The organism is Paenibacillus lautus NBRC 15380, assembly GCF_004000945.1.
Classification (GTDB): Bacteria; Bacillota; Bacilli; order Paenibacillales; family Paenibacillaceae; genus Paenibacillus_AQ; species Paenibacillus_AQ lautus.
The window spans coordinates 43605-68179 of record NZ_BIMF01000018.1 but is presented as its reverse complement, the minus strand read 5'-3'; the positions used below and the strand labels follow the sequence as shown (position 1 = coordinate 68179).

The 24575-nt window shown below is 49.5% G+C and carries 23 protein-coding genes and 2 pseudogenes; 11 read left to right on the top strand and 14 right to left on the bottom strand.

The window, feature by feature from the left end; translation table 11 throughout:
• Positions 1-46: 46 nt before the first annotated feature.
• Complete coding sequence (locus PLA01S_RS32895; protein ID WP_272868169.1) at positions 47-178, bottom strand: hypothetical protein; 132 nt, start codon at positions 176-178, stop codon at positions 47-49.
• 230 nt (positions 179-408) lie between these two features.
• Between PLA01S_RS32895 and PLA01S_RS24830 the strand changes: the two genes are divergently transcribed.
• Complete coding sequence (locus tag PLA01S_RS24830) at positions 409-1536, top strand: MGDG synthase family glycosyltransferase (RefSeq protein WP_127594480.1); 1128 nt, start codon at positions 409-411, stop codon at positions 1534-1536.
• Between the two features lie 116 nt (positions 1537-1652).
• Here PLA01S_RS24830 and trmB read toward each other — a convergent pair whose 3' ends face one another.
• Entirely contained in the window at positions 1653-2366 is a 714-nt protein-coding gene (gene trmB / locus PLA01S_RS24825) for a tRNA (guanosine(46)-N7)-methyltransferase TrmB (protein ID WP_100538978.1), read from the bottom strand.
• A gap of 190 nt (positions 2367-2556) precedes the next feature.
• Positions 2557-2739, bottom strand: a complete 183-nt coding sequence (locus PLA01S_RS24820) for a hypothetical protein (protein ID WP_127594479.1) — start codon at positions 2737-2739, stop codon at positions 2557-2559.
• Between the two features lie 311 nt (positions 2740-3050).
• On the opposite strand from PLA01S_RS24820, the gene mnmL reads away from it, so the two are divergent.
• The 4 genes from mnmL (at position 3051) to PLA01S_RS24800 (ending at position 6675) form a co-directional block, all read left to right on the top strand.
• Complete coding sequence (gene mnmL / locus PLA01S_RS24815; RefSeq protein ID WP_127594478.1) at positions 3051-4004, top strand: tRNA modification radical SAM protein MnmL/YtqA; 954 nt, start codon at positions 3051-3053, stop codon at positions 4002-4004.
• Positions 4004-4594: a tRNA 5-(aminomethyl)-2-thiouridylate-methyltransferase MnmM gene (gene mnmM / locus PLA01S_RS24810; protein WP_127594512.1), complete on the top strand. Its 591-nt coding sequence runs from the start codon at positions 4004-4006 to the stop codon at positions 4592-4594. The genes mnmL and mnmM overlap by 1 nt, the downstream gene beginning before the upstream one ends.
• Positions 4595-4671: 77 nt before the next feature.
• Entirely contained in the window at positions 4672-5640 is a 969-nt protein-coding gene (locus PLA01S_RS24805) for a type I phosphomannose isomerase catalytic subunit (protein ID WP_100539515.1), read from the top strand.
• Between the two features lie 57 nt (positions 5641-5697).
• Positions 5698-6675, top strand: coding sequence for an alpha/beta hydrolase (locus PLA01S_RS24800; protein WP_127594477.1), 978 nt, complete (start codon positions 5698-5700; stop codon positions 6673-6675).
• Between the two features lie 203 nt (positions 6676-6878).
• Here the strand turns inward: PLA01S_RS24800 and PLA01S_RS32130 are convergent, their stop codons facing one another.
• The 3 genes from PLA01S_RS32130 to recQ form a co-directional block, all read right to left on the bottom strand.
• On the bottom strand, positions 6879-7055 hold the full coding sequence (locus PLA01S_RS32130; RefSeq protein ID WP_164817511.1) for a hypothetical protein: 177 nt from the start codon (positions 7053-7055) through the stop codon (positions 6879-6881).
• Positions 7056-7264: 209 nt separating this feature from the next.
• Positions 7265-9037, bottom strand: a complete 1773-nt coding sequence (locus tag PLA01S_RS24795; RefSeq protein ID WP_127594476.1) for a B12-binding domain-containing radical SAM protein — start codon at positions 9035-9037, stop codon at positions 7265-7267.
• Between the two features lie 51 nt (positions 9038-9088).
• Positions 9089-10969: a DNA helicase RecQ gene (gene recQ / locus PLA01S_RS24790; protein ID WP_127594475.1), complete on the bottom strand. Its 1881-nt coding sequence runs from the start codon at positions 10967-10969 to the stop codon at positions 9089-9091.
• 187 nt (positions 10970-11156) lie between these two features.
• Between recQ and PLA01S_RS24785 the strand changes: the two genes are divergently transcribed.
• The 3 genes from PLA01S_RS24785 to speD all read left to right on the top strand — a co-directional run bounded on the left by PLA01S_RS24785 (position 11157) and on the right by speD (position 13685).
• Complete coding sequence (locus PLA01S_RS24785) at positions 11157-11942, top strand: AraC family transcriptional regulator (RefSeq protein ID WP_127594474.1); 786 nt, start codon at positions 11157-11159, stop codon at positions 11940-11942.
• A gap of 89 nt (positions 11943-12031) precedes the next feature.
• Positions 12032-12493 carry an SRPBCC family protein gene (locus PLA01S_RS24780; protein WP_127594473.1) on the top strand — a complete coding sequence of 154 codons (462 nt, stop codon included), beginning with the start codon at positions 12032-12034 and terminating at the stop codon, positions 12491-12493.
• A gap of 376 nt (positions 12494-12869) precedes the next feature.
• Positions 12870-13685 carry an adenosylmethionine decarboxylase gene (gene speD, locus PLA01S_RS24770; protein WP_127594472.1) on the top strand — a complete coding sequence of 272 codons (816 nt, stop codon included), beginning with the start codon at positions 12870-12872 and terminating at the stop codon, positions 13683-13685.
• A gap of 73 nt (positions 13686-13758) precedes the next feature.
• On the opposite strand, the pseudogene PLA01S_RS24765 reads toward speD, so the two are convergent.
• A pseudogene (locus PLA01S_RS24765) lies at positions 13759-15585 on the bottom strand (response regulator).
• A 64-nt stretch (positions 15586-15649) separates the two neighbouring features.
• Positions 15650-16186: a sensor domain-containing protein gene (locus tag PLA01S_RS24760; RefSeq protein ID WP_246059819.1), complete on the bottom strand. Its 537-nt coding sequence runs from the start codon at positions 16184-16186 to the stop codon at positions 15650-15652.
• A 448-nt stretch (positions 16187-16634) separates the two neighbouring features.
• Here PLA01S_RS24760 and PLA01S_RS24755 point away from each other — a divergent pair.
• Positions 16635-17848: pseudogene (locus PLA01S_RS24755) on the top strand (serine hydrolase domain-containing protein); the annotation flags it as partial.
• 218 nt (positions 17849-18066) lie between these two features.
• Here PLA01S_RS24755 and PLA01S_RS24750 read toward each other — a convergent pair.
• Positions 18067-18873, bottom strand: coding sequence for an MBL fold metallo-hydrolase (locus PLA01S_RS24750; protein ID WP_127594470.1), 807 nt, complete (start codon positions 18871-18873; stop codon positions 18067-18069).
• A gap of 24 nt (positions 18874-18897) precedes the next feature.
• On the bottom strand, positions 18898-19503 hold the full coding sequence (locus tag PLA01S_RS24745) for a winged helix-turn-helix domain-containing protein (protein WP_127594511.1): 606 nt from the start codon (positions 19501-19503) through the stop codon (positions 18898-18900).
• A 305-nt stretch (positions 19504-19808) separates the two neighbouring features.
• Between PLA01S_RS24745 and PLA01S_RS24740 the strand changes: the two genes are divergently transcribed.
• Entirely contained in the window at positions 19809-20324 is a 516-nt protein-coding gene (locus PLA01S_RS24740) for a hypothetical protein (RefSeq protein WP_127594469.1), read from the top strand.
• Between the two features lie 82 nt (positions 20325-20406).
• Here the strand turns inward: PLA01S_RS24740 and PLA01S_RS24735 are convergent, their stop codons facing one another.
• Positions 20407-21261: a VOC family protein gene (locus tag PLA01S_RS24735; protein ID WP_127594468.1), complete on the bottom strand. Its 855-nt coding sequence runs from the start codon at positions 21259-21261 to the stop codon at positions 20407-20409.
• A gap of 222 nt (positions 21262-21483) precedes the next feature.
• Positions 21484-21927, bottom strand: a complete 444-nt coding sequence (locus PLA01S_RS24730; protein ID WP_127594467.1) for an Rrf2 family transcriptional regulator — start codon at positions 21925-21927, stop codon at positions 21484-21486.
• Between the two features lie 118 nt (positions 21928-22045).
• On the opposite strand from PLA01S_RS24730, the gene PLA01S_RS24725 reads away from it, so the two are divergent.
• Entirely contained in the window at positions 22046-22840 is a 795-nt protein-coding gene (locus PLA01S_RS24725; protein WP_127594466.1) for an LCP family protein, read from the top strand.
• Between the two features lie 138 nt (positions 22841-22978).
• Here PLA01S_RS24725 and PLA01S_RS32125 read toward each other — a convergent pair whose 3' ends face one another.
• Together PLA01S_RS32125 and PLA01S_RS24720 are read right to left on the bottom strand one after the other, a co-directional pair.
• Positions 22979-23143, bottom strand: coding sequence for a hypothetical protein (locus PLA01S_RS32125; RefSeq protein WP_164817510.1), 165 nt, complete (start codon positions 23141-23143; stop codon positions 22979-22981).
• Positions 23144-23258: 115 nt separating this feature from the next.
• Positions 23259-24179, bottom strand: coding sequence for an AEC family transporter (locus PLA01S_RS24720; protein ID WP_127594465.1), 921 nt, complete (start codon positions 24177-24179; stop codon positions 23259-23261).
• Positions 24180-24575: the final 396 nt, after the last annotated feature.

Below are 24575 nucleotides of genomic sequence, written 5' to 3'. Positions count from 1 at the left end.
CGTTTCAAACGGCTTTAGTTCTTATTTTCATCCGTTTTCTTGCTTTTTATTTCTCTTGGCTGCCCATTTTTTCTTTTTCGACTTGTCCGTCAATAAATAAACGCAACAGACACCCAAAAAGTTTTCGTTTTTTTAATGCTCTTTCTCTAATAAACTTTTTGATGTCCGTTTGAATCATTGTAGCGGCATCTCATACTCAAGTCAAAAGACCACGGACCCTGATTTTCTACAAAATGCGCGCCGCTGACTAACTCCTTAAGTAGCAAGGTGCCAGCGAGCAGCTTGCCGAATAAAGATTCCGTTTCCGGGACCAAAGTCCCTGAAACACAAGCGGAGAATGGTTGATTTCTTTTCCCAAAGTCGATATGTTAAAGTTAAAGAATAACGCTGCAGAACGGGTGAAAAGTAGTGGCTAAAAAAAGAGTCTTGCTGTTATCTGAAGGGTTCGGTGCAGGCCATACACAGGCCGCTTATGCACTCTCCAGCAGCCTGCGCCAGTTATCGCCTAGCGTACAGACCAAAGTTCTCGAGCTCGGGAGCTTCTTGAACCCTAAAATCGCTCCACTGATCATTTCGGCCTACAGAAAGACGATTACAACTCGCCCGAGATTGGTCGGGTACATGTATCGCCATCAAAAGTCCTTTAACCGCTTTACGGCTTTAGCTCTTCACCGAATGTTCTATACAAGCACCAAAAACGTGGTTAGACAGCTCAAACCCGACATCATTGTGTGTACCCACTTTATACCAAGTGCGGTCATCTCGCGTTTGAAACGGCTGGGCATTGATGTGCCTCTGTGTACCGTTATAACCGATTATGATGCTCACGATACATGGATTAGTCCTGAGGTCGACCGATATTTCGTGTCCACGCCGGAAGTGAAGCGAAAGCTGCTCAATCGCGGGGTGTCGCAAGCCAAAATTCAGGTCACCGGCATTCCGATCCATCCCGACTTCTGGACGCATCCGAGCAAGAAGGAAATCAGGGAACGATTTAATCTGTCCGATATGCCTACCGTGCTTGTGATGGGCGGAGGCTGGGGCATCATGAATGACGAAGTTGTGCATGAATTTTTGACCCGATGGCGGGAAGAAGTACAGATTATATTTTGCCTCGGCAATAACGACAAGGGACGCGAGGAGATGGAGAACAACCCTCGGTTCCAGCATCCAAACATCCGGATTTTGGGTTTTACGCGTGAGATCGACAAGCTGATGGAGGTGTCGGATCTGCTCGTTACGAAGCCTGGCGGCATGACATGCACCGAAGGCCTTGCCAAAGGAATCCCGATGCTGTTCCATCAGCCTCTTCCGGGGCAGGAAGAAGAGAATTGCCAATACTTTACGGCGCAGGGATTGGGTGAGCCTATCCACTCGCTGGAGGTTATTGGCAGCTGGATGAACAAACTGCTTCATCAATACGACGTAATCCAACAGCAACGGGCGCAAAATTTGCGAGACATCGAACGATTCCATCCGATGCAAAGCGCACGCAGCATCATCGATATGCTGGAAAACGAAAAGGTGTACTCCTGAAGAGGAGCACACCTTTTTTACGTCGTTTTCCGCGAACATGTCATCGCAGTTGATAGATTTCCTACTATTATAATAGATGCAAACGCTATCATCGGGAAGACTCTAGTGTACAGACGTTATTTACCGTATTTTTCAAGGCGATTCTTATGGTAGGAAGCAAGTGCTTCCTTGCCGACAATAGCCTCGCAGCGATGAATCTGCATACCTTGACCGACGAATTTGGTCTCGTATTCTGTCATCACGTGTTCTTCGTTCAATCCGTCACGATGCAGATCCAGCGAAATGTTCGTCATTTGCAAGCCATAATCGGCAAATGCATTCAGGGAGAACTCAAAGAGTGTAACCGAATCGGTCTTGAAATGAATTTCCCCGCGTTCGTTCAGGATCTGGGAATACTTGTCCAAAAAACGCGGATGCGTCAAACGACGGCGGGCATGCTTCGATTTTGGCCACGGATCACTGAAGTTCAAATATAAACGTTCGATCTCGCCGGGTTCAAAAACCTGCTCGACGTTCTCGATATTAAACAGCGCCAGCTTCAAATTCGGCGGGGTATCGATACCGTCCTGAGCCCAGACATTGCGTCCCTTTTCGCTTGCACGGCGAATCAGCTCGTCGTACATGTCCACCCCGATAAAATTCACTTGCTGATGCTTGTAACTCATCTGGCTAATAAATTGGCCCTTGCCCATGCCGAATTCGACATGAATCGGAAGGTCATTGCCAAATAATGAAGCCCATTTTCCTCTATATTGACCGGGGTCCAAAACGACCAGGTCTTCCTGCTGCTCCAGATTTTCCCGTATACCTTTTCTTCCGCGTAAACGCATGTCATACCTCCGAAACTTTCCAAGTAATTTAGAATGATATCCCGATACTGCATTTATTGTGACGAAGTTAATCCCAAAAGTAAAGAGCCCCATAGAAAAAGGAACCTATGCTCTGCTTAACGCAAAGGATTTAGGTTCCTCTTTCTTATATTTGGAATTGGGGTTCCGCGATGGTTAAACTGTGAATAATCTACCTTTCTTCCGACGCAAAATCAAACGTCTTCTCAAAGGCGGCCCGAATCTTGCGACGTGCCGAAGCCTTCACATCCTGGTTGGAGTTAAACTCCACGCCGGTAAGGGCTAAAGCTTCGTTCGGGGTAAGCTCCACAGCGATTTTGTCTCTACTGTCATTCTTTACTGTCGATGAATTCATTCGTAATCACCTCACGGTATTATTGTATCCATGACGTCACACAAATATGAATCCTATCCGATATATACCCATGCCAAAATTGCTTGAATCATATTTTTATTTTTCTATTTTAAATATACCAATTATATGCAATTCATTCAAGTAACAACATTTTAATTAGGCTTGAAGACCTGTATATAACGCAAAGTTTTATTTTTTGTTACAATGGACATATCTGCTTAAGTAAAGGTTAAGTCAAACATGTATACTCTGAGGCACGGCTAAGGCTGTCTGTCTCTATTCATCTTATGCGGCTATAAAAAGGAGCACACATGAGTACACCACTTAAACCCGCCCCAACGTTATGGGGCGACAAACGATTTCATACATGGAATTACGAGATGCGCAGCCAATTCGAGGAAAAAGTATTCAAGGTTATGCTGGATGCGGGCTTTACGTGCCCGAACCGCGACGGCACGATTGCCAAGGGCGGGTGCACCTTCTGCAGCGCCCGCGGCTCCGGTGATTTTGCCGGACGGCGTCGGGATGATCTTGTTACCCAGTTCAACACCATTCGTGACCGGCAGCACCAGAAGTGGCCGAGCGCCAAGTACATCGGTTATTTCCAAGCCTATACCAATACCTATGCTCCGGTCGAAGAGCTTCGGGAATACTATGAAGTCATTCTGCAGCAGCCGGGTGTTGTCGGCTTGTCGATCGCGACACGCCCCGATTGCCTGCCTGACGACGTCGTGGAATACTTGGCGGAGCTGAATGAGCGAACCTATCTCTGGGTGGAAATGGGCCTGCAAACGATCCATGATTCCACCTCCGAGCTGATCAACCGTGCCCATGATACCGAATGTTATCTGGAAGCGGTCGAAAAGCTGCGCAAGCATAACATCCGTGTCTGCACACACGTCATTTATGGCCTTCCGCAAGAGGACCATGACATGATGCTCGCCACCGGCCGAGCGGTCTCCAAGATGGATGTGCAGGGAATCAAGATCCACCTGCTGCACCTCATGCGCAAGACGCCGATGGTGAAACAATATGAGGCCGGGCTGCTGCGGTTCCTGGAGCAGGACGAATACATCAGCCTTATCGCAGACAGTCTGGAGTTCTTGCCCCCGGATATGATTGTTCATCGTCTGACCGGAGACGCTCCACGGGATCTCTTGATCGGCCCGACGTGGAGTCTCAAGAAATGGGAAGTGCTTAACGGCATTGACGCCGAGCTTAAACGCCGGGATACATGGCAGGGTAAATTGTGGGGGGGATCCTGATGGGCTTCCTCTCGGTTTTGAGTTTTGCCCATAAACTCGTGTCCGAAAGGCTGCGGCCTGGAGACATTGCGCTGGATGCGACGGCCGGAACCGGGGCCGATACGCTGTATCTAGCCAAATGCACAGGCTCAAAGGGCAAAGTGTACGCTTTTGATATTCAGGAACAGGCGCTGCAGCTGACTCGTGATAGGCTGGACAAGGAACCCCCCGACACCCTTGCAGAGGTTACTCTTCACCATCAGAGCCATGCGCTTATGGGAGAATGCGTACCTGAGCGCGAGCATGGCCGCATGGGTGCAATCATGTTCAATCTCGGTTACCTTCCGTCAGATTCATCGGATAAACGGATCATGACGGAAACCGCCAGCACACTGACGGCTCTGGAGGCTGCCATCGAGCTGCTCCGACCCGGCGGCATTATCACCATCGTGCTGTATCCAGGCCACAAGGGCGGCGATGCCGAAGCGGACGCCGTGTTGGCCTGGGCCGCGGAATTGCCCCAGCACAAAGTGCAAACGATATTATATCGTGGTCTTCAGCGTTCCGAAGCGCCATATCTCATTGCACTGGAACGGAAGAAGCCGATATGATATAAGTTCTAGGAGAGGTGCCGCACTTTACAACATCCATAGAATATTCCAAACATGATGAAAGGTAGATGATTACAATGACAAAACCATATCCATTGTTGTTCCAACCCGAATTTAAAGAACGTGTGTGGGGTGGCCGTGCCCTGGAGCAATTCGGCTTGGATATTCCTGAAGGACATATCGGAGAAGGCTGGATGATCGCCGACCATCCGAACGGTACAACCAGCATTGTGAACGGTGAACTTGCCGGCCGCGGTCTTGATCAGGTGCGGGAGCAATTCGGACGGGAGTGGTTTGGCAGCAAAGGATTCTCCGAGGTTAACGGACGTTTCCCGCTGCTGATCAAGCTGCTTGACTGCAATGACAACCTCTCCGTTCAGGTCCATCCGACCGATGACTATGAGGGGCTTCCGAAAGGCGAGCTGGGCAAGACTGAAATGTGGTATGTGCTGGATGCGAAGCCGGACGCCAAAATCATATACGGTCTGAAAGAAGGCGTCAGCCGCGAGACTTTGAAAGAAGCCATGGAAAACGGCACGGTTATGGACCAGCTGCAAGAAGTGTCCGTAAAAGCCGGAGATACATTCTACATACCTGCCGGTACGGTACATGCGCTGTGTGCGGGCGTTGTCGTGGCTGAAATTCAGCAAAATTCGGATACCACCTACCGGATTTTTGATTATAATCGACCAGGGCTGGACGGTAAGCCGCGCGAGCTTCATATTGAGGACTCCTTAAACGTGACGGCCTATGAAGGATCGGGCGCAACTACCATGAGCACGGAAGGAACCGCTCCTGGAGAATGGCTTGAGCTTGCCAAATCTCCTTATTTTGTAGTCGAAAAAGGCGTTGTTAACGGTGCCTGGTCCTTGTCCACTTCAGTTGAAAGCTTCACGATCGTGGTGGTATGCGATGGTCAAGGAACCCTCAGCTGGGATAACGGCTCCATCGATTATACCTCCGGACAATGCTTCCTGCTGCCAGCTAACCTGGGTGCATATACATTGGATGGGCAATCTACGGTTCTTCGTTCCTATCTTCCTTAAACAGGGTATAAATAATTGAAATAAACCATTCGTTTTTGTGGAGGTGTTAGGCCTGTAATGCAAACCGACACGTTTACGATGCTGAATACGCAGGGCATGCATGTTTTTGTATATCAATGGCTGCCGGAGCCGGACCATCCTATTCGTGCCATCGTGCAAATTGCGCATGGCATGTGCGAAACCGGCATACGATACGAGGAACTTGCCGAGTTGCTTACAGCACACGGCTACGCCGTGTACTGCAACGACCATCGGGGTCATGGACAAACGTCCGGCCTTACGCTTCTCGGCGATGCCGGGGAGAATGGATTCGAAGGGATGATTGAAGACCTGCTGCTTCTTGCTTCCGAGCTTCAAAAGCGCCATGGGGATGTTCCACATTACTTGATGGGTCACAGCATGGGGTCTTTTTTGACCCAAAAGATCATGTGTTCGAACGGCGGATTATTCGACGGATTCATTCTGTCCGGCACCAACGGTCCCCAGAGACTACTAGCGTTCGGTTTGAATCTGGCAGCGGCCCAAATGCGCCTCCAAGGAAACACGCACCGGAGTCTGATGCTGAACGCCATCGTGTTCGGCCCTTACAACAAAGGTTTCGGTCCTATTCGCACTCCATTTGATTGGTTATCCCGGGATGAAGCGGAAGTGGATAAGTATATCAACGATCCCTACTGCGGTCAGGTATGCAGCGCTCGTTTCTTCCATGATTTCTTCAAGCTGCTGTCCCAGATTCATAAACCTCAACTGATGGAATGCCTTCTAAAGGATAAGCCGGTCTATATTTTCTCGGGCGAGGATGATCCGGTCGGACACCGCGGTAAAGGCGTACGGCGGTTGATCGAATTGTACCGGAAACATGGCATTCAGGATCTTGAATACCGTTTGTATCCCGGCGGCCGCCACGAAATGCTGCATGAAATCAACCGGGATGAAGTAGCGGCACATGTTCTCGACTGGCTCGAACGGCACACAGCGGGATCGCATGAGACAGCAGACACCGCAAGAATCGAAACGGATGATGTAAAAGAATGATGCAGGACGAATTAAAAAGGGGGTGTCCCAAAAGGTCAATTGACCTTTTGGGACACCCCCTCTGTCTGTTGTATGACGCTGTGCATATCCACCCTTAACATAAACAAAAAGAGGTTGCCCTTTAGTGAATCCAAATACCCTTTTTTAATCTGACAAGCTATCCGTCAAGTAAGTAAACCTAATTAACGGGACAGCCCAGCCTCTTACTCTTCCTCATTCGGCGTGCGGTCGATGATCAGCTGCGTGACCTCAGTGTAATCGCCATGCGCTACTTCATCCTCCGTAGCCTCTTCGCGCAGATCGTCATTGGTTTCCATGCCTGGCGCAATGGTGGGCTCGTCCTGCGGATGCTGTTCCCGCCCCTTCTGTTTCCCGTTCATAAACATCCCCTCCTCATCGGTTGATGCGATTAGAATACCGATCCCAAGGGTGTTTTATTCCGGGTCCGTTACGATAACGAGGGGGCATGATCACAGTTTCAATCCTATCAGTCCCTACCAATCCCTAAACCTAGAAGAAAGATATTTTGCCAAAACGGACAAGCCGCTCGCATCAAATTCCGATAAAGGGTTGTCCTTCGCTTCCTCTACTATGCCTGCTTCGCTAACTCCACAGGCATGGTGTAGTACTGCGGCTGCCCTGTTTCGTTCTGCTGGTACAATACTAGCAGCATCGTTGCATGGTCCGCGTTGTCAGGGATTCCGGTGCCACCCTGGATGGCATCGATGAGGTTAAATGGCAGCACCTCGATCATCGCATGTTTCTGCAGATCGCGCTCCGTGATACCTAGATCGGCAAAACCGTCGGATAGGGCCGCAGGTTCCTCAACGATTTTGCGAACATTGGCGGTCCACTGCGCTTTATCCTGATTATGATCCCACCATATTTTCCGCGGTTTATATTTATGGCCCAGGAAATAATCAAACTTCATGAGACCGGAGACAACGTTCATATGCGGGGTCTTCCGATCTTCAAGGAAAGCTGTTAAACGGGTGAACAGGTCCTCGAGCTGATGGCCGATTTTTTGCCAGCCCTGTCCTTCCCAGTAGTCGCCAAACTCTTGGAAGAAATCAAACGGCGACGTAAATTCATGCTTCATCAAATAATTCAGGGTATGGTCCATCCGGTGCGCATTCCAATACTTCTCCAGCACATCCTCCAGTCTCTTCAATCGAACGATATCCGAGAACGGAAGCACGTCGCTGCCCAGAATCTCATACGGAGCATGATCCATATAGGTGTAGTTGTACTTGTCCGCATCGATCCGCAGCCCGGTTCCCCGCAGCATCTTCAAGAAGCCTAGCTGCAGCTCCTCCGGCCCAAGCGCGAATACGTCGTTAAACGTTTTGCGGAACGTATCGTAATCCTCTTCGGGAAGACCTGCGATCAAATCCAAATGCTGGTCGATCTTGCGGCTGTCCTTGATCATTGTCACCGTGCGCGAAAGCTTAGTAAAATTCTGGCGACGCTTCACCAGCTCGTTTGTCGGATCGTTGGTCGACTGCACCCCGATTTCAAACCGGAAAATGCCGGGAGGCGCATTTTTCGCCAAATAATCAAGCACCTCGGGACGCATGATATCCGCCGTGATCTCAAACTGGAACACGCAGCCGCCATGGTTTTCAATCAAAAACTCGAACATTTCAAGCGCGTAATCCCGCTTAATGTTAAAGGTGCGGTCTACGAACTTGATCAATTTCGCTCCGTTCTCGATCAGGTAGAGAATATCCGCCTTGGTCCGTTCAATATCGTAGTAGCGAACCCCCACCTCGATGCTCGACAGGCAGAACTGGCAGCTGAAGGGACAGCCCCGGCTGGTCTCAAAATAGACAACCCGCTTCCCGAGATGTGGGATATCCTCCGGAAAACGATGCGGGGAAGGCAGCTCCGCCAGAATGCTCTTCGGTCTCCCGGGATTCACAATGACTTCGTCCTGCTTACGGTAAGCTACGCCATAGACGAAATGATACTTCCGGTCCCCCTCTATCGTTTGCAGCAAATGGTGGAAGGTCTCCTCGCCTTCACCCATGACGATAAAGTCGACATTGTGCAGCCGTTTCATCCAATACTCCGTATCGTAGGATACTTCAGGTCCGCCCAGTATGATCGTGACCTCCGGCATAATCTTCTTCACGATATCGATCACTTTAATTGTTTCTTCGATATTCCATATATAACAGGAGAATCCGATCACATCCGGCTTGCGCTGGAACAGGTCGGAGACGATATTCATCACGGGGTCCTTAATCGTGTACTCCGTCAGTTCGATATCGAAATCCTTCTCGCTGTATGCTTTCAGGCAGCGAATAGCCAAGGAGGTATGAATGTACTTGGCATTCAAGGTTGATAGTATGACTTTCATGGTAGGGTCCACTTTCCTTCTAAATTAGTTTCTGCCGGTTATGCCAGCCTATTATTCATAGTCGTACAAGTCGTCACCGTCACTCGATGTGCCCTGACCATTCAGGAAGAATTCCAGGAACGGACGGCCGTATTTACGGAATTTCACTTCGCCGACCCCTTTGACATTCAGCATCTCATCCTCGCTTTGCGGGCAAACCACACTCATCTCCCGCAATGTTGCGTCGTTAAAAATGATGTAGGACGGCACATGCTCTTTGCTTGCCAGCTCACGCCGAATCAAGCGGAGCTGCTCGAACACCGTCTCGTTGACGGCTGACGGCGAATAATCGCGGCGGCTGCCGCTGCGCTGGCTGCCTGCGGCTTTGGAAGGACGCGGAACGCGCTGCATCACTTCGCGCTGACCTTTTAACACATCGGCCGCCTCGCTTTGCAGTTTCACGACAGGGTATTGGCCTTCTGTCAGCGCCAGGAACCCTTCCGAGATGAGCACATTGATCGTCTCGGATATCTCCTTCTCGGTCCGATTCGACATCACGCCGTAGGTTGGAAGGCGGTCAAAGCCGTATTCCAGCACTTTTTTCGCCCGTGAGCCCTTCAGCACGGAGGCGACCATAGACACGCCAAAGCGTTCGCGCATCCGGTGGATGCAGGAGAAGATTTTCTGAGCATCCACCGTGATATCGACAAGCTCCCGGTCATCCGTGCAGGAGCTGCACGTACCGCAGGGCTTATCTTCGTGCTCTTCCCCGAAATAATCCAGCATCGCGCTGCGCAGGCACCGGGTGGTGTAGCAGTAATCGATCATCTGCTGCAGCTTCCGGTAGTCGTTCTGCTTGCGCTCGCCCTCCTGGGGATTCTGTTCGATCAGAAATTTCTGCGTCATAATATCCTGGGCGCTGAACAGCAGTATGCACTGGCTGGGCTCCCCGTCCCGTCCGGCGCGACCCGCTTCCTGCACGTAGGACTCCATATTTTTCGGCATATTGTAATGGATGACATACCGGACGTTGGATTTATCGATCCCCATACCGAATGCGTTCGTTGCCACAATAACGCGAATATCGTCATAGAGGAAGGCCTCCTGGCTCTCCGCTCGCTCCGCGTCACTCATGCCGGCATGGTATCGCCCCGCAAGAAGCCCTTTGGCTTGAAGGCGCTGGCATAAATCATCCACCTCTTTACGAGTGGCGGCATAGATGATTCCCGGCTGGTGGGTATGCGAGGCCGCATAGTCCAGCACAAACTCCCGCTTGTTCTCGCCGCGAAGCACCGACATCTCCAGATTATCGCGTCCAAGGCCCGTCACGAACACCTGCGGCTGTTCCAGTCGAAGCAGACGCTGCATGTCCTCCATCACTTCAGGCGTGGCCGTGGCCGTGAAGGCCGCCACAATCGGACGGTTCGGGAGCCCTTTAACAAAAGGAGCCACCGAGAGATAGCTGGTCCGGAAATCATGCCCCCACTGGGATACGCAGTGCGCTTCATCGACAGCCACAATCGAAATGTCGAGACCGGCCATCTCCTCCCGGAACCAATCCAGTTCAAGCCGTTCCGGAGCGACATATAACAGCTTCAGTTCTCCGCGCTTGGCCGCACGTATGCGCTCGTTCACTTCCTTACCGCTAAGCGTGCTGTTGATATAGGCTGCCGCCACGCCCGCTGTTGTGAGTGCATCCACCTGATCCTTCATTAAGGAGATCAAAGGCGATACGACTAACGTCAGACCCGGGCACAGGAGCGCCGGAATCTGATAACAGATCGATTTGCCTCCGCCCGTCGGCATAATCCCGAGCGTGTCCTGACCCGTCAGTAGACTGGCAACGATTTTTTTCTGGCCCTCCCGAAAATCAGGATAGCCGTAATATTTCTGCAGATAATCCCGCGCTGTATCCATATTCATCGATTCTCTATCATTTGTTTCCACATTCATGGATAAAAACTCCTTAATTCACCTTGGTTTTCCGTTTCGAAAAGCCTTCATCCTTTAAGTTTAACGGCCTTTCCATGAATGGGCAACCGAATCGGGGAAGGAAATTGCATTCGACAAGGAGAACTTCATAAATGTGGAAAAAGGCTTGCTATCATGTAAAGCCCAAAAAATGAAGTTGGTGATCTTAATGAATGACGCACATACCGAAGCCATAAATCAAACCATTCAATATATGAAGGAGCATCTGGACGAGCCCATGACGACCGAGCAGCTCGCCGATCTTGCGGGATACAGCCCCTACCATTTCTCCAGAGTATTCAAACGAGTAACCGGCATATCGCTCAGGCAATACCTGTCCGCGCTCCGGGTTGAATCCGGCAAAATCGAGCTCCTTCAAAGTCCTTCCCTGCTTGTAAAAATCGGATTGAGCATCGGTTTGGCAAGTCCCGGCACCTTCAATACCCGCTTCAAGCAGTTTGTCGGTCTGTCTCCGAAAAGGTTCCGCTCCACCACCGAGTCCCTGCATCGTTACGTGAATCAATATGAGCACAAGCCAATAGCCTGGGCAGAGGAAGAAAGACATGCTCTGCCCAGGATTCATTGCCGGATCGAAGCTCCCGAGGCGTTCCGCGGCATGATTTACGTTGGTCTGTTCCCAAGACCCGTGCCTGATCAGAAGCCCGTCTCCGGTACGGCGGTCAACCTCAAGAACCGGACCTGTACCTTAACCGGCATACCAACCGGAACGTATTATGTGCTGGCAGCGGGCATCCCCTGGAGCCTCAATCCAAAAGATTATTTTCTGCTGAGCAAATCCTTGCGCGGCAAGCGGGAGGAGCCTGTCCATATCGACGAAGAAACCGATCTCGCCGTGAACATCACCTTGCGCGAGCCTCTGCCCTACGACCCGCCGATTGTTGTTAATCTGCCTTTGCTCTTGTTTGAGAAGGATCGGAACAACAGCGCAAGGTAGAAGAATTTTTGAAGCGCATGTCCATTTATAATGGAACTGCAAGAAGCGTTATCTGAAAACAAAGAGCGCTATATGATGGAGGAATACATATGACCATTATTCAAGAAACCGTGATTCAAGCCGATGTGCAGCTAGTCTGGCGAGCATGGACGGAGTCTGCGAGGATAACCGAGTGGTTTGCGCCGGCTGCTGAAATTGAACCGAAGACGGGCGGGAAATTCGAGCTTTATTTTAATCCCACCAATCGTGAATCGATGTGCACCGCAGGCTGTACCCTTTTGCAGTATGATGAGCCGCATATCCTCGTTTTTGAGTGGAAAGGACCCGATCCCTTTGCGGAAACGATGAATCAGGGGAAATTGACCACGGTCAAGGTGTCTTTTAGACCTGAACAGGACGGCGGCACGAGAATCACCTTGGAGCACACGGGCTGGAAGGATACCGAGGCGTCGCTGCAAGCCCGGGAATGGCATGTGGATGCATGGAGAGGCATGCTGGCCAGCTTAAAATCCATCATGGAATCCGGTGAAGGCATTTTATGCTGCCAATAAAACAAGGTCTTTGATACCCCGCAGCCCTGCCCTCCCGGTTTATACAGCGCGATCCGAGGCCCTTTTAGCAATGTGATCGAACTGCTGGAATTCGCGGAGTAATCGTGACGTTTAGGAAGCATGATGGTTATTTGGCAATACGATGCCCATAGGAAAATATGAAGGGACATGCTGCATGCGCAGGATGTCTTTTTTTGTTTTATATTCCGAGTCTTGTCTCTATCATTCCAGAACCATCTGTTAATGTTGAACCCGATGCGGGTAAGAACATATTAATGTTAACGCAGAAGGCGACGCGCGGGCAGATTAGGAATCGCCGGTTTCGGAAATAATAGGTACTCGAACTGATATATTAACGACACAAGGGGAAATTCATATGGATATGACACCAGAAGAACGCGTTACCCTGCACGGGTTCAACAACTTGACGAAATCGCTCAGCTTTAATATGTACGATGTCTGTTATACGAAGACCCGAGAAGAACGAGAAGCGTACTTAGAATATATTGATGAACAATATAACGCGGATCGACTCACAAAAATATTGAGCCATGTGGCCGAAATCATCGGAGCCCATGTCCTGAACATTGCCAAGCAGGATTATATCCCGCAGGGCGCCAGCGTGACGGTGCTAGTATCCGAGGGTCCTGTCGTGGAGGTTCCGGAGGAATCCTATGACGAATCGCCGGGTCCGCTGCCGGATAACGTCATCCTGCAGCTCGACAAGAGCCACATTACCGTCCATACGTATCCGGAATTCCATCCCGATGAGGGAATCAGCACCTTCCGGGCCGATATCGACGTGTCGACCTGCGGGGAGATTTCTCCGCTGAAAGCCTTAAATTACCTGATCCACTCCTTTGATACGGATATTATGACGATCGACTATAAAATTCGGGGCTTCACGAGGGATATTCACGGGCACAAGCTGTTTATCGACCATGAGATCAGCTCCATTCAGAACTATATTCCAGACGAAGCCAAGGATTTATTCGATATGATTGATGTCAACGTATACAAGGAAAACATCTTCCACACCAAGTGTAAGCTGAAGCAGTTTGATCTGGACAATTATCTGTTCGGTTACACAAAGGATAAGCTATCCGATGCCGAGCAGCAGAAAATAACCGAGCGCATCAAACTGGAGATGGACGAAATTTATTACGGCAAAAACATGGACCGCAGTTACTGATGATGGACTCCTGATGTGATGCCATAACATCTGCTTCTATACAGGGAAATAAATGAAACAAACCAGGCTAGGCTCATAAGAGTCCGGCCTGGTTTGCAACTTCTATCGCTTCGTCCCGGTTGCGGACGCCCAGCTTGGCATACAAAGTTGAGGCATAATTCCGTACAGTCCCGTCTGAGAGATACAATTTCATCGCAATCGCCTTGTACCGCAATCCTTGGGAGAGTTACTTCAGAACCTCAATCTCCCTTGGTGTCAAATCATATAACTTCAGAAGTGGAGACGACGCTGGATCGGCTTCGATTACAGATGCTGAGCCACCCTCTTCCTTCATGAAGCCGCACGCTTCCCCATCGAAGAGCTTCGCCACAATCGCCGGATCCATCAAAGTTCCCCCTCGATACACGATTCGTATGTTCTCGGCAAGTTCACGTGGTTCCATCGACTTCAGTAAATAACCGTCCGCTCCGCCTCGCATGGCTTCCACAGCTTTGCCCCTCTGTTCAAATGTGGTGAATATGATAACCTTCACTAACGGCCAACGTTGTTTGATCAACCTGGTGGCTGTAATGCCATCCATCACGGGCATCTCCAGATCCATCAGCACCAGCTGGGGGTTAAGCTTCTCACACATGTCCAAAGCATGTTCCCCATGTTCTGCACGTCCTACCACCTCAAGGTCCTTCTCCGATTCCAGAATGATGCCAAGACCCTCCCTGATAAAAGGTTCATTATCCACCAATAAAAGCCGGATGACTTCATCTGCAGGCTCCGAAATTCTAGGCAAGCTGCAGGTCACAACGGTTCCTGCCTCAGGAGTTGAATAAACCGATACTTGGCCTTGAAGGCGATAGGCCCTTTCCTTCATGGCGCTTAAACCGAAACCTTCCTGGATTTGCACGCTTCCACTGCCGTTATCCCGAATTTCTAGCCGGGTCTGCTGCAATTCGAATTGAAGCACGGCGTCAACCCTCGTCGCATTACCGTGCCGCACACTATTCGTTAAGGACTCCTGAAGACAGCGGAAGAAGGTCATTTTGGCCTGCCGGGATACCGGGTACTCTTCACCAAGCACTCTAAGTCCTACCTTTACCCCGGTATTGCGCTCGAAATCCTCTGTTACCTGTCTCAGTGACTGCACCAAGGGAATCTGCTCTAGCGGTGAATCCAGCTCATGCAAATACCCTCTGACCTCATCCAGACTTCTCCGCGTCAGTTCCAGCAGATTGGACAGCTTACGCTGAGCTGATGCATCTGTTTCCGTAGAACGAAGCGTTTCCAAGCCCATGATGACCGCAGTATACGTATGGCCCATCGTATCATGCAGTTCCTTGGACACGCGTTCCCGTTCTTCCAACAGCGTGACCCGCTCGACCTGAGATAAATACTGCTCCAATATCGTATTGTGTGTCCGAATAATTTCGTTTTGGCTGTAGTTGGCCATCAACAGATGAAAGGCAAATCCTAATGCAAACGCTAAAGCAACATGCTCTATCATCAGTAACAAATCCGTTGACGGGGCATACAGCTTGATCAGTATTGGAACCAAGATAGCCGCAAGGGGGGCTGTCCATCTGTACGTGGTTCCATAGCTGTTCGCAGCCATCAGAAAGGCCGGAATGATAAATGACAAGTAAGCCCCCGGGAATAAGGAAGTCAAATAAACGGCGATTCCGCCTGATAATAAGATCTCGGTGAACAAATATGCTTTACGATTCAGAAGCAGACACAGCCAAGGTATCGAGAAGGCTGCCAATTCCCACATGACGACGATCCATAACGCTGCGGTAAGCTGGTGCCTGAACTCTATACATGTGATGATCAGGGAGATGCAGCCCATCATGCGAATAAAGAGCATCGCCCAGTCGTACCATTTCCATTGTTTCACTATATCAAACAAAAACTTTCACTCCCTGCAGTTCCTTCACGGTCCTCCTTAATATGACACGGCCCCAACAATGTGTCTACCTCCAAACCGAAAACATCCACTGCGTGTACCGGGCTGTCCATCTCGCCGCTCCCTTAGCCGCCCACGACCCTGCATAAGCAAACAGAAGGCCGACTCCCATCATAAGCAGGGACTTGGGCAAGGTATCGATGCGAATAAGTCCTACGTTGATATCCGCAAAGGAACTGATACATGGGGCCAATATCCATAGAATGGGAACGATAAAGAAGATGACGGCACTGAACAAACTAGCGATGCCAACGATAACCTTCAGCATGAGCACCGATACGGCCTTCCAATTTCGGATGTCCGACAGCTCCACTATAGCCTGATTCCAGTAGGAGCCGGATGATGTTCTCTTCATAACAGGTTCGATCGTTATGTCCATATAGAACTTTGCCTGAGTTCGATCGTAATTCATGAAGGTCCGTGACGTTCGCATTACAAAGGTAAGAACAGGTATCCCGATCAGGGTAAAACTCATGCTGAAGCCAAATACAAGTCCCACAAGATAGTAACAAAAGTAAAACACTCCAGTTCCAAAAGTCAACATCAAAAAACAAAAGTTTAACAGGTACTCCCTCAGCCATTTCTTCATAGATTAGGCTCCTTTCATGTCTTCATGACCTTGATATTTCTGTATCCTACTGCACTCGTTGTCATGTGCAACAGTGTCAAAATGTCATATGACACGCCTTCCCAAAGAAGTGACCGAATGTTACTGACCGATATGACTTACCATCAGCCATACTGTGGGAGATCGTTCGCTTATTGCTAGGACTGCCGGAATGAAGCATGAGGGCGAGCCTTATCCAATCACATCTCTGAAGGAGTATGGTATCAATGAAATGGAACAATCAAAAAGTGAAAACAGCATTTCTACTTGTATCTACGGGGGCTTTAACGGCTGCCACATTAATGGGAAATGGACCTCTCCTACCCAAAGCCGCGGCTTCCGATTCGACCAAACTTGCGCCTCTTCTGCCGCATTATCCGCCTCCATCCACAGCGGACCTTCCGATACACAGGAATTGTTGAAATTCGCGGACCCGCTGTTTGCCGACAAGATGAAGAAGTACAATGTCGTAGGGTCCAACTTTGTAGTCGTCAAAGATGGCAAGGTGCTTGTCAATAAGGGGTATGGTTATGCCAATAAAGAACAGCAAATTCCCGTTGACTCGCAAACCGTATTTCAAATTGCTTCCATTAGCAAGACATTCACGGCATTGGCCGCGATGCAGCTCGTGGATGAAGGCAAAATCAATCTAAAACATAATATCGAAGAGTACTTGGGAGGGCTGAAAATTCCGAATCGAACAGGGAAGCCGCTAACCATGTTCGACTTACTAACCTACACCAGCGGCGTGGATATGCCTGACATTACAACCTATACATCGCCGGAATACGTGAAGCAGGACATTCCAACCCGGGATTTTTTGGAAAAACATATGCCAACCGTGGTCAGACCGCCGGGGGAAGCCTACGTGTCGATAATTTTGGATTCATGCTCGCCGGGTATGCAGTGGAGAATATGAGCGGCATGCGTTTTGACCAGTACATGAAAAAGAATATTTTTGAGCCTTTGGGGATGAAATCCACAAGTGTTCGATTCACACCTGACCTGCTTGCGCGAATGGCCTCCCACTACAGTCCAACCGGGGAGTTTCAACCACTGTATGGTCACGCACCCACCGATGGCCCGCAGGGGAGCATCTTATCGACGGGTGAGGACATGGCCAATTATTTGCTCATGCAGCTGCAGAATGGGAAATATGGCGATCATCAGCTGGTAAGTCCGCAAAGCTTGAAGCAGATGCATACCTATCAAACTTACGCTGAGCCTTCTGTACCGATCGCCACCGTTGGCTTCGAAGGCTTCTACAAAGAATTGATGAATGGACACCATGTGGTGCTAAAAGGCGGCAATATGCCGGGACACTCCTCCTTGATGGTGTTGATTCCGGAGAAGAACACAGGCTTTTATATGTCCTATAATAACGACACCAATATGAGCTTGGAAATATACGAGGAGTTCATGGATCATTACTTTCCGGAAACGGCATCAAATCCGAAGCCTGTGTTTGTAGAATTAAGCAAAGAGGAAGCCAAATCCTATACCGGCCTTTATCAAAATACTCGGGTCTTTAGTATTCGGACTCGGTTTGCGTATGAGAATGGACGCCTTACGATGGAGGATTCCACGACCGGGAAACACAAGTACCGGGCGCAGGTTGCCAGCTAAGGGAGAATAAGAAACCGGGGGGGGGGGCGATATCGGATAGAGCGCAGATGAATTTGTCGTACCATGCCGAGATGCTCATCAACATGTGGAAGTAGCTTATCCCCTGAGAGAATCGTTTTTGCGTAAAAAAGCCGCCCTCCTGATCCAGATTACTTCGGATCTGCAGGCGGCTCTTTCTTATAACGGTGCTATTAAAATTGAACCGAAAATCCGTTGAACCGATGAATGCCCGTTCCAAATCGGACAAGGTCTTTTGCCCGCAGCTCTTGAACCGCCTCTTGAACCACGGCCAGCAATGCCGGATCCAGCCCAAGCGTATTGTGAGAACCGTAGATTCGCTTTACGCCATCGATATTCACTATCCGCTCCAGAGAGTTTACGAGATCCTCCGGACTTGTCGTTGGATAAAAAGCATATACCGGCGTCTCATCATACAACAAATCCCCTGTGAACAAATAACCTCGGTTTATATCAAATACCGCGATATGTCCGGGAGAATGGCCCGGTGTGTGGTAAATGACCAAACTCCGCCCGCCCAGCTCGATGACATCTCGATCCCGGAGAATACCGGCCGGCTGCCCCTGATAAGGGGTATAGGTTGCCGGATCGAAGGAAGCCGGTACGGGTCTCGTGATATCGCGTGATATGTCCTTGCGGATTTGTTCAATGGAAAGCTTCTGAATACCGCTGACGAGCCAGTCCTCCTCAGCCTCATGCACATAAATCTCCCCGTACTGCCCATGACTGCCGATATGATCCGCGTGAACATGCGTGGTTAGCACGATAATAGGTAAATCCGTCAGCTGATCCGTCATCCGCCTCATGTTGTCGATGCCGAGTCCCGTATCGATCAATGCGGCACGCTCGTTCCCTATCAACAGAAACGAATGCACCTTCTCCCAATGTCCGTATTCACTGATTGCAAACGTGGCTTCATCCAGCTGCGATACGGTAAACCATGCATCATCGATAACGACGTTATATTGATTATTCTCCATATGTACTTACTCCCCCATCAAGGATTATCGAATGGTGATATCCTCCTGATCATCTTGAAATGCGATCAACGACATATAGTAATTTTTTTCTTCTGCGGACAAAGGCGTACTGCCTGTTTCGGCCGTCTCCATCGTGAAGTGTTTATTCATAAGCTGCTTGAACTCGTCCACAAAAGCATGGAAGCTCTCTTTTGTTGCATGAAAGCGGTAGGTTCCTGCAATGTTTTTCCTATGTTGTTCGCTCGCGCTGTCCAATGAAAAAGAAGAAGCCGGTGCGCTCTCAATTTTCGTTCGGGTAACATCGAGCGTCTCCATAAATACCTGTCTGGACGTTTCCACCAAATCCAGGCTTGGCAGCAGATGATCTTCCGGTATGAAGCGGCTTGCGACGGCACGATAGTATTTCTGTACGATACCGTTCTTCTCTTCCTTCCGGACCACATGAATGATGCCATGCTTCTCCAGCTCCTTCAGATGAAAGTAAATATTGTTCCGCGTAATGTCCAGTATCTCGGCTAGCTGCTGTCCGGTGTAGGCATCCTTCACGAGATTCATCAGGATCTTGGTACGCAGTGGATCGGCAATTGCTTTGAGCTGCTCATGGGTTTTAATTCTATAGACACCTGTCATTTTTATTTTAACACCTCCATACATTTTACCGGTAAATTTATTTTTACTGTTGTTCATGCTTCATCCTATCATGACTTTTACTCTTGGGTCAATCTTGCTGCTCCTACGATTTTACGGTTATACGCAAACCGGAAACCGAGTACGAGTCAACGATGATACGATTAGGCAATACTGTTATAGAACGAAGGAAATCACGCGGAGAGGTCACGGCTTATAGGACCAGTATGTTCCCCTTAAACAGCTGAATTATGATATATTATCCACAATCGTATGTACGTCATTATTATGTTCAAAGGATGTGCCTCATGTTTGACCCGACAATATTCGAAAATTTAAAGGTTGGCATCGAAAATGCGGTCTACGACCTCGACAACCTCGATGAAATCATTCGTGTTACCGATCGAAAGGATCTTCTGGATATGGCGACGTTGTCCAGAAGTTTTAGCCTCCGGTTCGAGCTGGCTGCGCAATCCACGACTTCGGCCGAAATTTGCCTGGAGACCGGGCTCCGGGATTTGGCGGCCGAGATTTTGGAAATTCCGGAAGGTCAGCCGGCCTGCGAGCTGAAGCTCCTCTTTCACAAAAACATCGCTGATGCTTCCATAGCTTGTCCGGCTATCACCCAGATCATGAAGGAGATATGGAATCCGGAGCTTCCGCCGCTGCAAACGTTACGGTACACCTACAGCGATGATCCGGGACCGCTCCACAACACGATCGAGCTTCGCTTTCCCCGCAGGATCAACGAAGAACAGATGGGAGATATCCCGAATATATTGGAGTTCATGCTTCGTACGCTGGAGGAATTAGACCGGATATAGCTTCCCTGATAAAGATAACGGATAGCTCATAAAAATAGCCTGCCCGCTAACATAGCGGACAGGCCTCTTCGACTTGTATTATTTAAGCAACAACCAATCGGATCCAGATATCCGAGGGATCTTGAACGGCCCAGACGCCATCGCGCTGCTCCAGGCGCAGCCCCGCCTCACGGATACGGCCGGTTACCGCCTCAAGCACCTCATGGCTAGGAAGCTCAATCGTATAATCTTCCATACCCGCAGCGCTCCGTGGAGTGTTTGGTACACCGAGTCCTGCCCAAACATTGAGCCCGATATGGTGATGGTATCCTCCTGCGGATATAAACAACGCAGCGTCTCCATAATGGGCTGTCAGCTCAAAACCCAGAACATCGCAATAAAATACGCGGGCATCGTGCAGGTTGGACACATGGAAGTGTACATGCCCGATAACGGTCCCTTCAGGAAGTCCATACCATTCCTTGTCCTTGGAGAGAGCCAGCAGTCCCTCTACATCAACAGGATCCGTGGTCATCACATATTCTCCTTTGGCATCACGCTTCCAGGTATCCCTTGGTCGGTCGGCATAAATCTCGATGCCGTTTCCGTCCGGATCATTAATGTACAATGCTTCGCTGACCAGATGATCGCCTTGGCCGACAGGAATGTTATGCGCGATCAGGTTGGCAAGCGCAAGCCCGAGCGATTCCCGATTCGGAACCAAGATCGCAAAATGGTATAGACCTGCCGTCCGGGTCTGCGGTCTTACCAGATCTTGAATCTCCTCTACAATCAGCAGCGGCTGCTTCCCGTCTGCCGTCAATTCGGCAACACGGCCATGCTGCCGAAGCATTTTCAAACCGACGACTTCCGTATAAAAGCGTACGGATTGTGCCAGATTACTGATCCGCAAAGAGACCGGTCCGAGCTTTGTGGATGGATGTATAATAGCTGTCATATTCTCACTCCTTGAATTGTTGTTTGTTTTGTTCATTACATATATTCAGGTCAACGAGAGGCTTAACTTGTAATCAAATCAGTTACATCTTACTTGTAATCATTATAGTTACAGGACAGCCTCGTTGTCAAATCCAGTAATTTACAGGTGAACCAAAGAGTCTCCAATGGTTGGCCAAAAGAAAACGCCCATCCTACATAGGATCGAGCGTGTGATTTTCGCTTATTCATTTGATGTTTCATTCGCAGAGGCATAAATTTTCCGGACGATTTCTTCCAGATTCACCTCATGCAGCGTGTTCTCCATGGCCTTCTGGGCCGCTGAAAAAACCGGAACGATCGCCGTTTGAATATGTTTGCCAACAGGACATTTCGCGTCTGAATTCGCATGAATGCCAAACAGGGAATCCTCCTGCACGACATGAACGGCATGATAAATATCCAGCAGCGTAATCTCGGACGGATGCTTTGCCAGCTTCGCTCCCGCTACGCCAGGTTTAACCTCGACCAGGCCCGCTTTGCTCAGCATGCCTACAATGCGCCGGATAACCACCGGATTCGTGTTCACACTCTCCGCAATATAATCTGAGGTGCTGACGCCAGCCTTATTCATCTCCAGCACGGAGAGAATATGAATGGCCACTGCAAATCGGCTGCTTATGTTCATGTGACCCCTCCTGACGGACCAAATCTTCAGATGACTAGCATGTAACCATCATAGTTACAATAATCCCTAAAGTCAACGGTGAAGCCGATGTCACTTAAGCCAAAATCAGGTTTTCGATATACAAATTTCAAAAGAGCCATTCTCGGTCCTGCTTCTGGGCGTTGATCAACGCGAGGACGAGCCTGCCCGCTCCGACACGATCATCTACTCTGTCATCCGGCCAGACCTTAATAAAATATTGCTCGTCTCCATTCCCAGGGATACATATACTGAAGTCATCGGCAGGGGAGTCACCTCCAGAATCAACTCCGCTTACGCCCACGGCGGCGCGAAAATGGCCATTGACACGGTTGAGTATCTGTTTCAGCACCCTGTTGATTATTATGCAGCCATTAATTTCTACGGATTAACGGATATCATCAATGCATTGGATGGGATTAAACTCCCCATCGATAAAATCATCGAGAACAAGAAGGCGAGTCACATCAAATTGCGGATCGAGCCCAACAAGCCTATTTACGATGGCACAGATGCATTAAATTATGTCAGATACCGGGAAGATTCGGATTTCAACCGCACCAAGCGTCAGCGCATATTCCTCAGCTCCTTAATGGATCGGGTATTTGAATTGAAAAATATAACGAAAATCCCGGAGTTGATTCATATCGGAGGCAGCAATCTTACGATGAACTTAAACTCCGATTTCATTCTCAATCTGGCCGAAAACCTATTTTTTAATGACTCCCCACCTACATTTGAGAATTACATGCTGAAGGGAAAAGATTTAGTGATCCGCGGCGATTACTTCTATGATCCGGACGATTCGGACATCCGGTATATTCAAGAACTGCTCGCCAACTGGTCTGATGAAGAGACCAAGCTGGAAGATTTGATGATCCCAGCTGCGAAGTAAAGCCCATCACCAAGGCTAGGTGAATCGCCTAACTAGAAGGTGAAGTTGATATAAAAAAAGCCGATCCATGATAAAAAACCTCTCTTTCGCGTACCACGAAAGGGAGGCTTTTTAACGAACGAATACCATCTGCTCCATTTAGAACATCGGAAATACGTATTTGATAAGAAAATACAAGAATCCAAAGAAGATAATCAGATAAGCAACATACTTAATCAACGTAGATGCTACCCTGCTGGAGTCGTTACGCTCCTCGATATTACGGGTCTCGATCTCCACGTCTCGGTCACGCTGCCTGCTCATAGTCTCCACCTCCATCCGATTCTTTAGTTGCAGATGATGGTATCTCTTGACGCTTACTACTCTTTACACACACGTCTTGAGATTGAACCAATCTTCAGGCCAGGAGATGGCAGGCTTAGAGAAAACCGATCATAGCAGGCAGAACGATAAAGGAAGCCAATGTGGTCCACAGAATGCACCTGGATACCAACTTGGGTGCGGCATCGTATTCTTCGGCAAGGATTACCGCGTTCACGGCTGCAGGCATCGCCGACAAAATCAGGATAACCGCAAACAATGTTCCCTCAATGGATAAAATCGCGAGCAATCCCCATGCCACCAATGGGCCCACCAGCATTCGCATCGCCATGCCCGACCAGAATCCACGCTTGGAGACGGCGGAAGCGCCGCTCTCACGAACCCCCACCATCTGGGCTCCTAGGATGACAAGCGCCAGCGGCGCATAAGCCGCGGACAGCATGGAAACGCCGGTATTCAACCCTTCTGGAAGCTGAAAGTCCGTCAACCGAAAGAGTACGGCGAGTGCCGCCGCGTAGACCGAGGGGAGAGTAAACACTGATTTGATCGCCTTTACAGCCGAAAAATGAGATCTCGCTGCCAGATACACCCCTAGTGTATTCATAATGATAATCTGTACAATGACATACACAGAAGCTTTATCCAGCCCTGCTTGCCCGAAGGCAAGCAGGACGAGGGGAAGCCCGTAATTCACGCTGTTGGTAAAAATAGTGGTCAAGGCGAGACCCGATTTCTCTGTCTGGGACAAGCCCAGCATTTTACCGGCAAAGGCACTCAGCGCCCATAGGGCGATCACATTCAACAAGCAAAACGCAACCGTTACCGTGACCTCATTCGAGGTAATCGAAGCCTTCTCCAGCGTCTCGAAGATCAGTGCCGGGCTCAACACATATAAAGACAGGGCCGAAAGCCCCTTGGTTTCAATGCCCTTGAACCGCTTGAGCAGTGCTCCGCCGATGACGGGCAGCGATATGGGGAGGAATACACTATAAATCGTAACTAAGAAAGAAGAGATCATGAGGTCCACCTTTATTCAAAGTAAAAAGTCTTGATCCGCCGCGGTTGTCATTTCAACTAACGTATCCCGTTGGTTGAGCCATAAATAATCGATTTATTTTCACTTTGGGAAACTAAATATCTTCTGACGGATTTATATTCGCCAGAGCCTGATGATCCACCCGTTTTCGGTTGATCTTTACGTCGCTTCAAGAGATGGCTTCTTTGTGGTCGACAGCCATCGGAAGCATGCCCCGGACCACGCAACGTGCGCACAGGGAGCAGTGCACACGTTGTACAGTCATTAGTGCAGCTCCGTGCGGACTGAGATTCCGCTATTCGTTAGCAAAGGTGCTAAACATAAGGTTAAGCGGACACATGTTCCGCTATTGCCGGCATATTACACCATAAAACAGGG

Bases quoted from the DNA above. Each gene is read 5' to 3' on its own strand.
- PLA01S_RS32895 (WP_272868169.1), bottom strand. From the start codon at position 178: ATGATTCAAACGGACATCAAAAAGTTTATTAGAGAAAGAGCATTAAAA.
- trmB (WP_100538978.1), bottom strand. From the start codon at position 2,366: ATGCGTTTACGCGGAAGAAAAGGTATACGGGAAAATCTGGAGCAGCAG.
- PLA01S_RS24820 (WP_127594479.1), bottom strand. From the start codon at position 2,739: ATGAATTCATCGACAGTAAAGAATGACAGTAGAGACAAAATCGCTGTG.
- mnmL (WP_127594478.1), top strand. From the start codon at position 3,051: ATGAGTACACCACTTAAACCCGCCCCAACGTTATGGGGCGACAAACGA.
- mnmM (WP_127594512.1), top strand. From the start codon at position 4,004: ATGGGCTTCCTCTCGGTTTTGAGTTTTGCCCATAAACTCGTGTCCGAA.
- PLA01S_RS24805 (WP_100539515.1), top strand. From the start codon at position 4,672: ATGACAAAACCATATCCATTGTTGTTCCAACCCGAATTTAAAGAACGT.
- PLA01S_RS24800 (WP_127594477.1), top strand. From the start codon at position 5,698: ATGCAAACCGACACGTTTACGATGCTGAATACGCAGGGCATGCATGTT.
- PLA01S_RS32130 (WP_164817511.1), bottom strand. From the start codon at position 7,055: ATGAACGGGAAACAGAAGGGGCGGGAACAGCATCCGCAGGACGAGCCC.
- PLA01S_RS24795 (WP_127594476.1), bottom strand. From the start codon at position 9,037: ATGAAAGTCATACTATCAACCTTGAATGCCAAGTACATTCATACCTCC.
- recQ (WP_127594475.1), bottom strand. From the start codon at position 10,969: ATGAATGTGGAAACAAATGATAGAGAATCGATGAATATGGATACAGCG.
- PLA01S_RS24785 (WP_127594474.1), top strand. From the start codon at position 11,157: ATGAATGACGCACATACCGAAGCCATAAATCAAACCATTCAATATATG.
- PLA01S_RS24780 (WP_127594473.1), top strand. From the start codon at position 12,032: ATGACCATTATTCAAGAAACCGTGATTCAAGCCGATGTGCAGCTAGTC.
- speD (WP_127594472.1), top strand. From the start codon at position 12,870: ATGGATATGACACCAGAAGAACGCGTTACCCTGCACGGGTTCAACAAC.
- PLA01S_RS24760 (WP_246059819.1), bottom strand. From the start codon at position 16,186: ATGTTGACTTTTGGAACTGGAGTGTTTTACTTTTGTTACTATCTTGTG.
- PLA01S_RS24750 (WP_127594470.1), bottom strand. From the start codon at position 18,873: ATGGAGAATAATCAATATAACGTCGTTATCGATGATGCATGGTTTACC.
- PLA01S_RS24745 (WP_127594511.1), bottom strand. From the start codon at position 19,503: ATGACAGGTGTCTATAGAATTAAAACCCATGAGCAGCTCAAAGCAATT.
- PLA01S_RS24740 (WP_127594469.1), top strand. From the start codon at position 19,809: ATGTTTGACCCGACAATATTCGAAAATTTAAAGGTTGGCATCGAAAAT.
- PLA01S_RS24735 (WP_127594468.1), bottom strand. From the start codon at position 21,261: ATGACAGCTATTATACATCCATCCACAAAGCTCGGACCGGTCTCTTTG.
- PLA01S_RS24730 (WP_127594467.1), bottom strand. From the start codon at position 21,927: ATGAACATAAGCAGCCGATTTGCAGTGGCCATTCATATTCTCTCCGTG.
- PLA01S_RS32125 (WP_164817510.1), bottom strand. From the start codon at position 23,143: ATGAGCAGGCAGCGTGACCGAGACGTGGAGATCGAGACCCGTAATATC.
- PLA01S_RS24720 (WP_127594465.1), bottom strand. From the start codon at position 24,179: ATGATCTCTTCTTTCTTAGTTACGATTTATAGTGTATTCCTCCCCATA.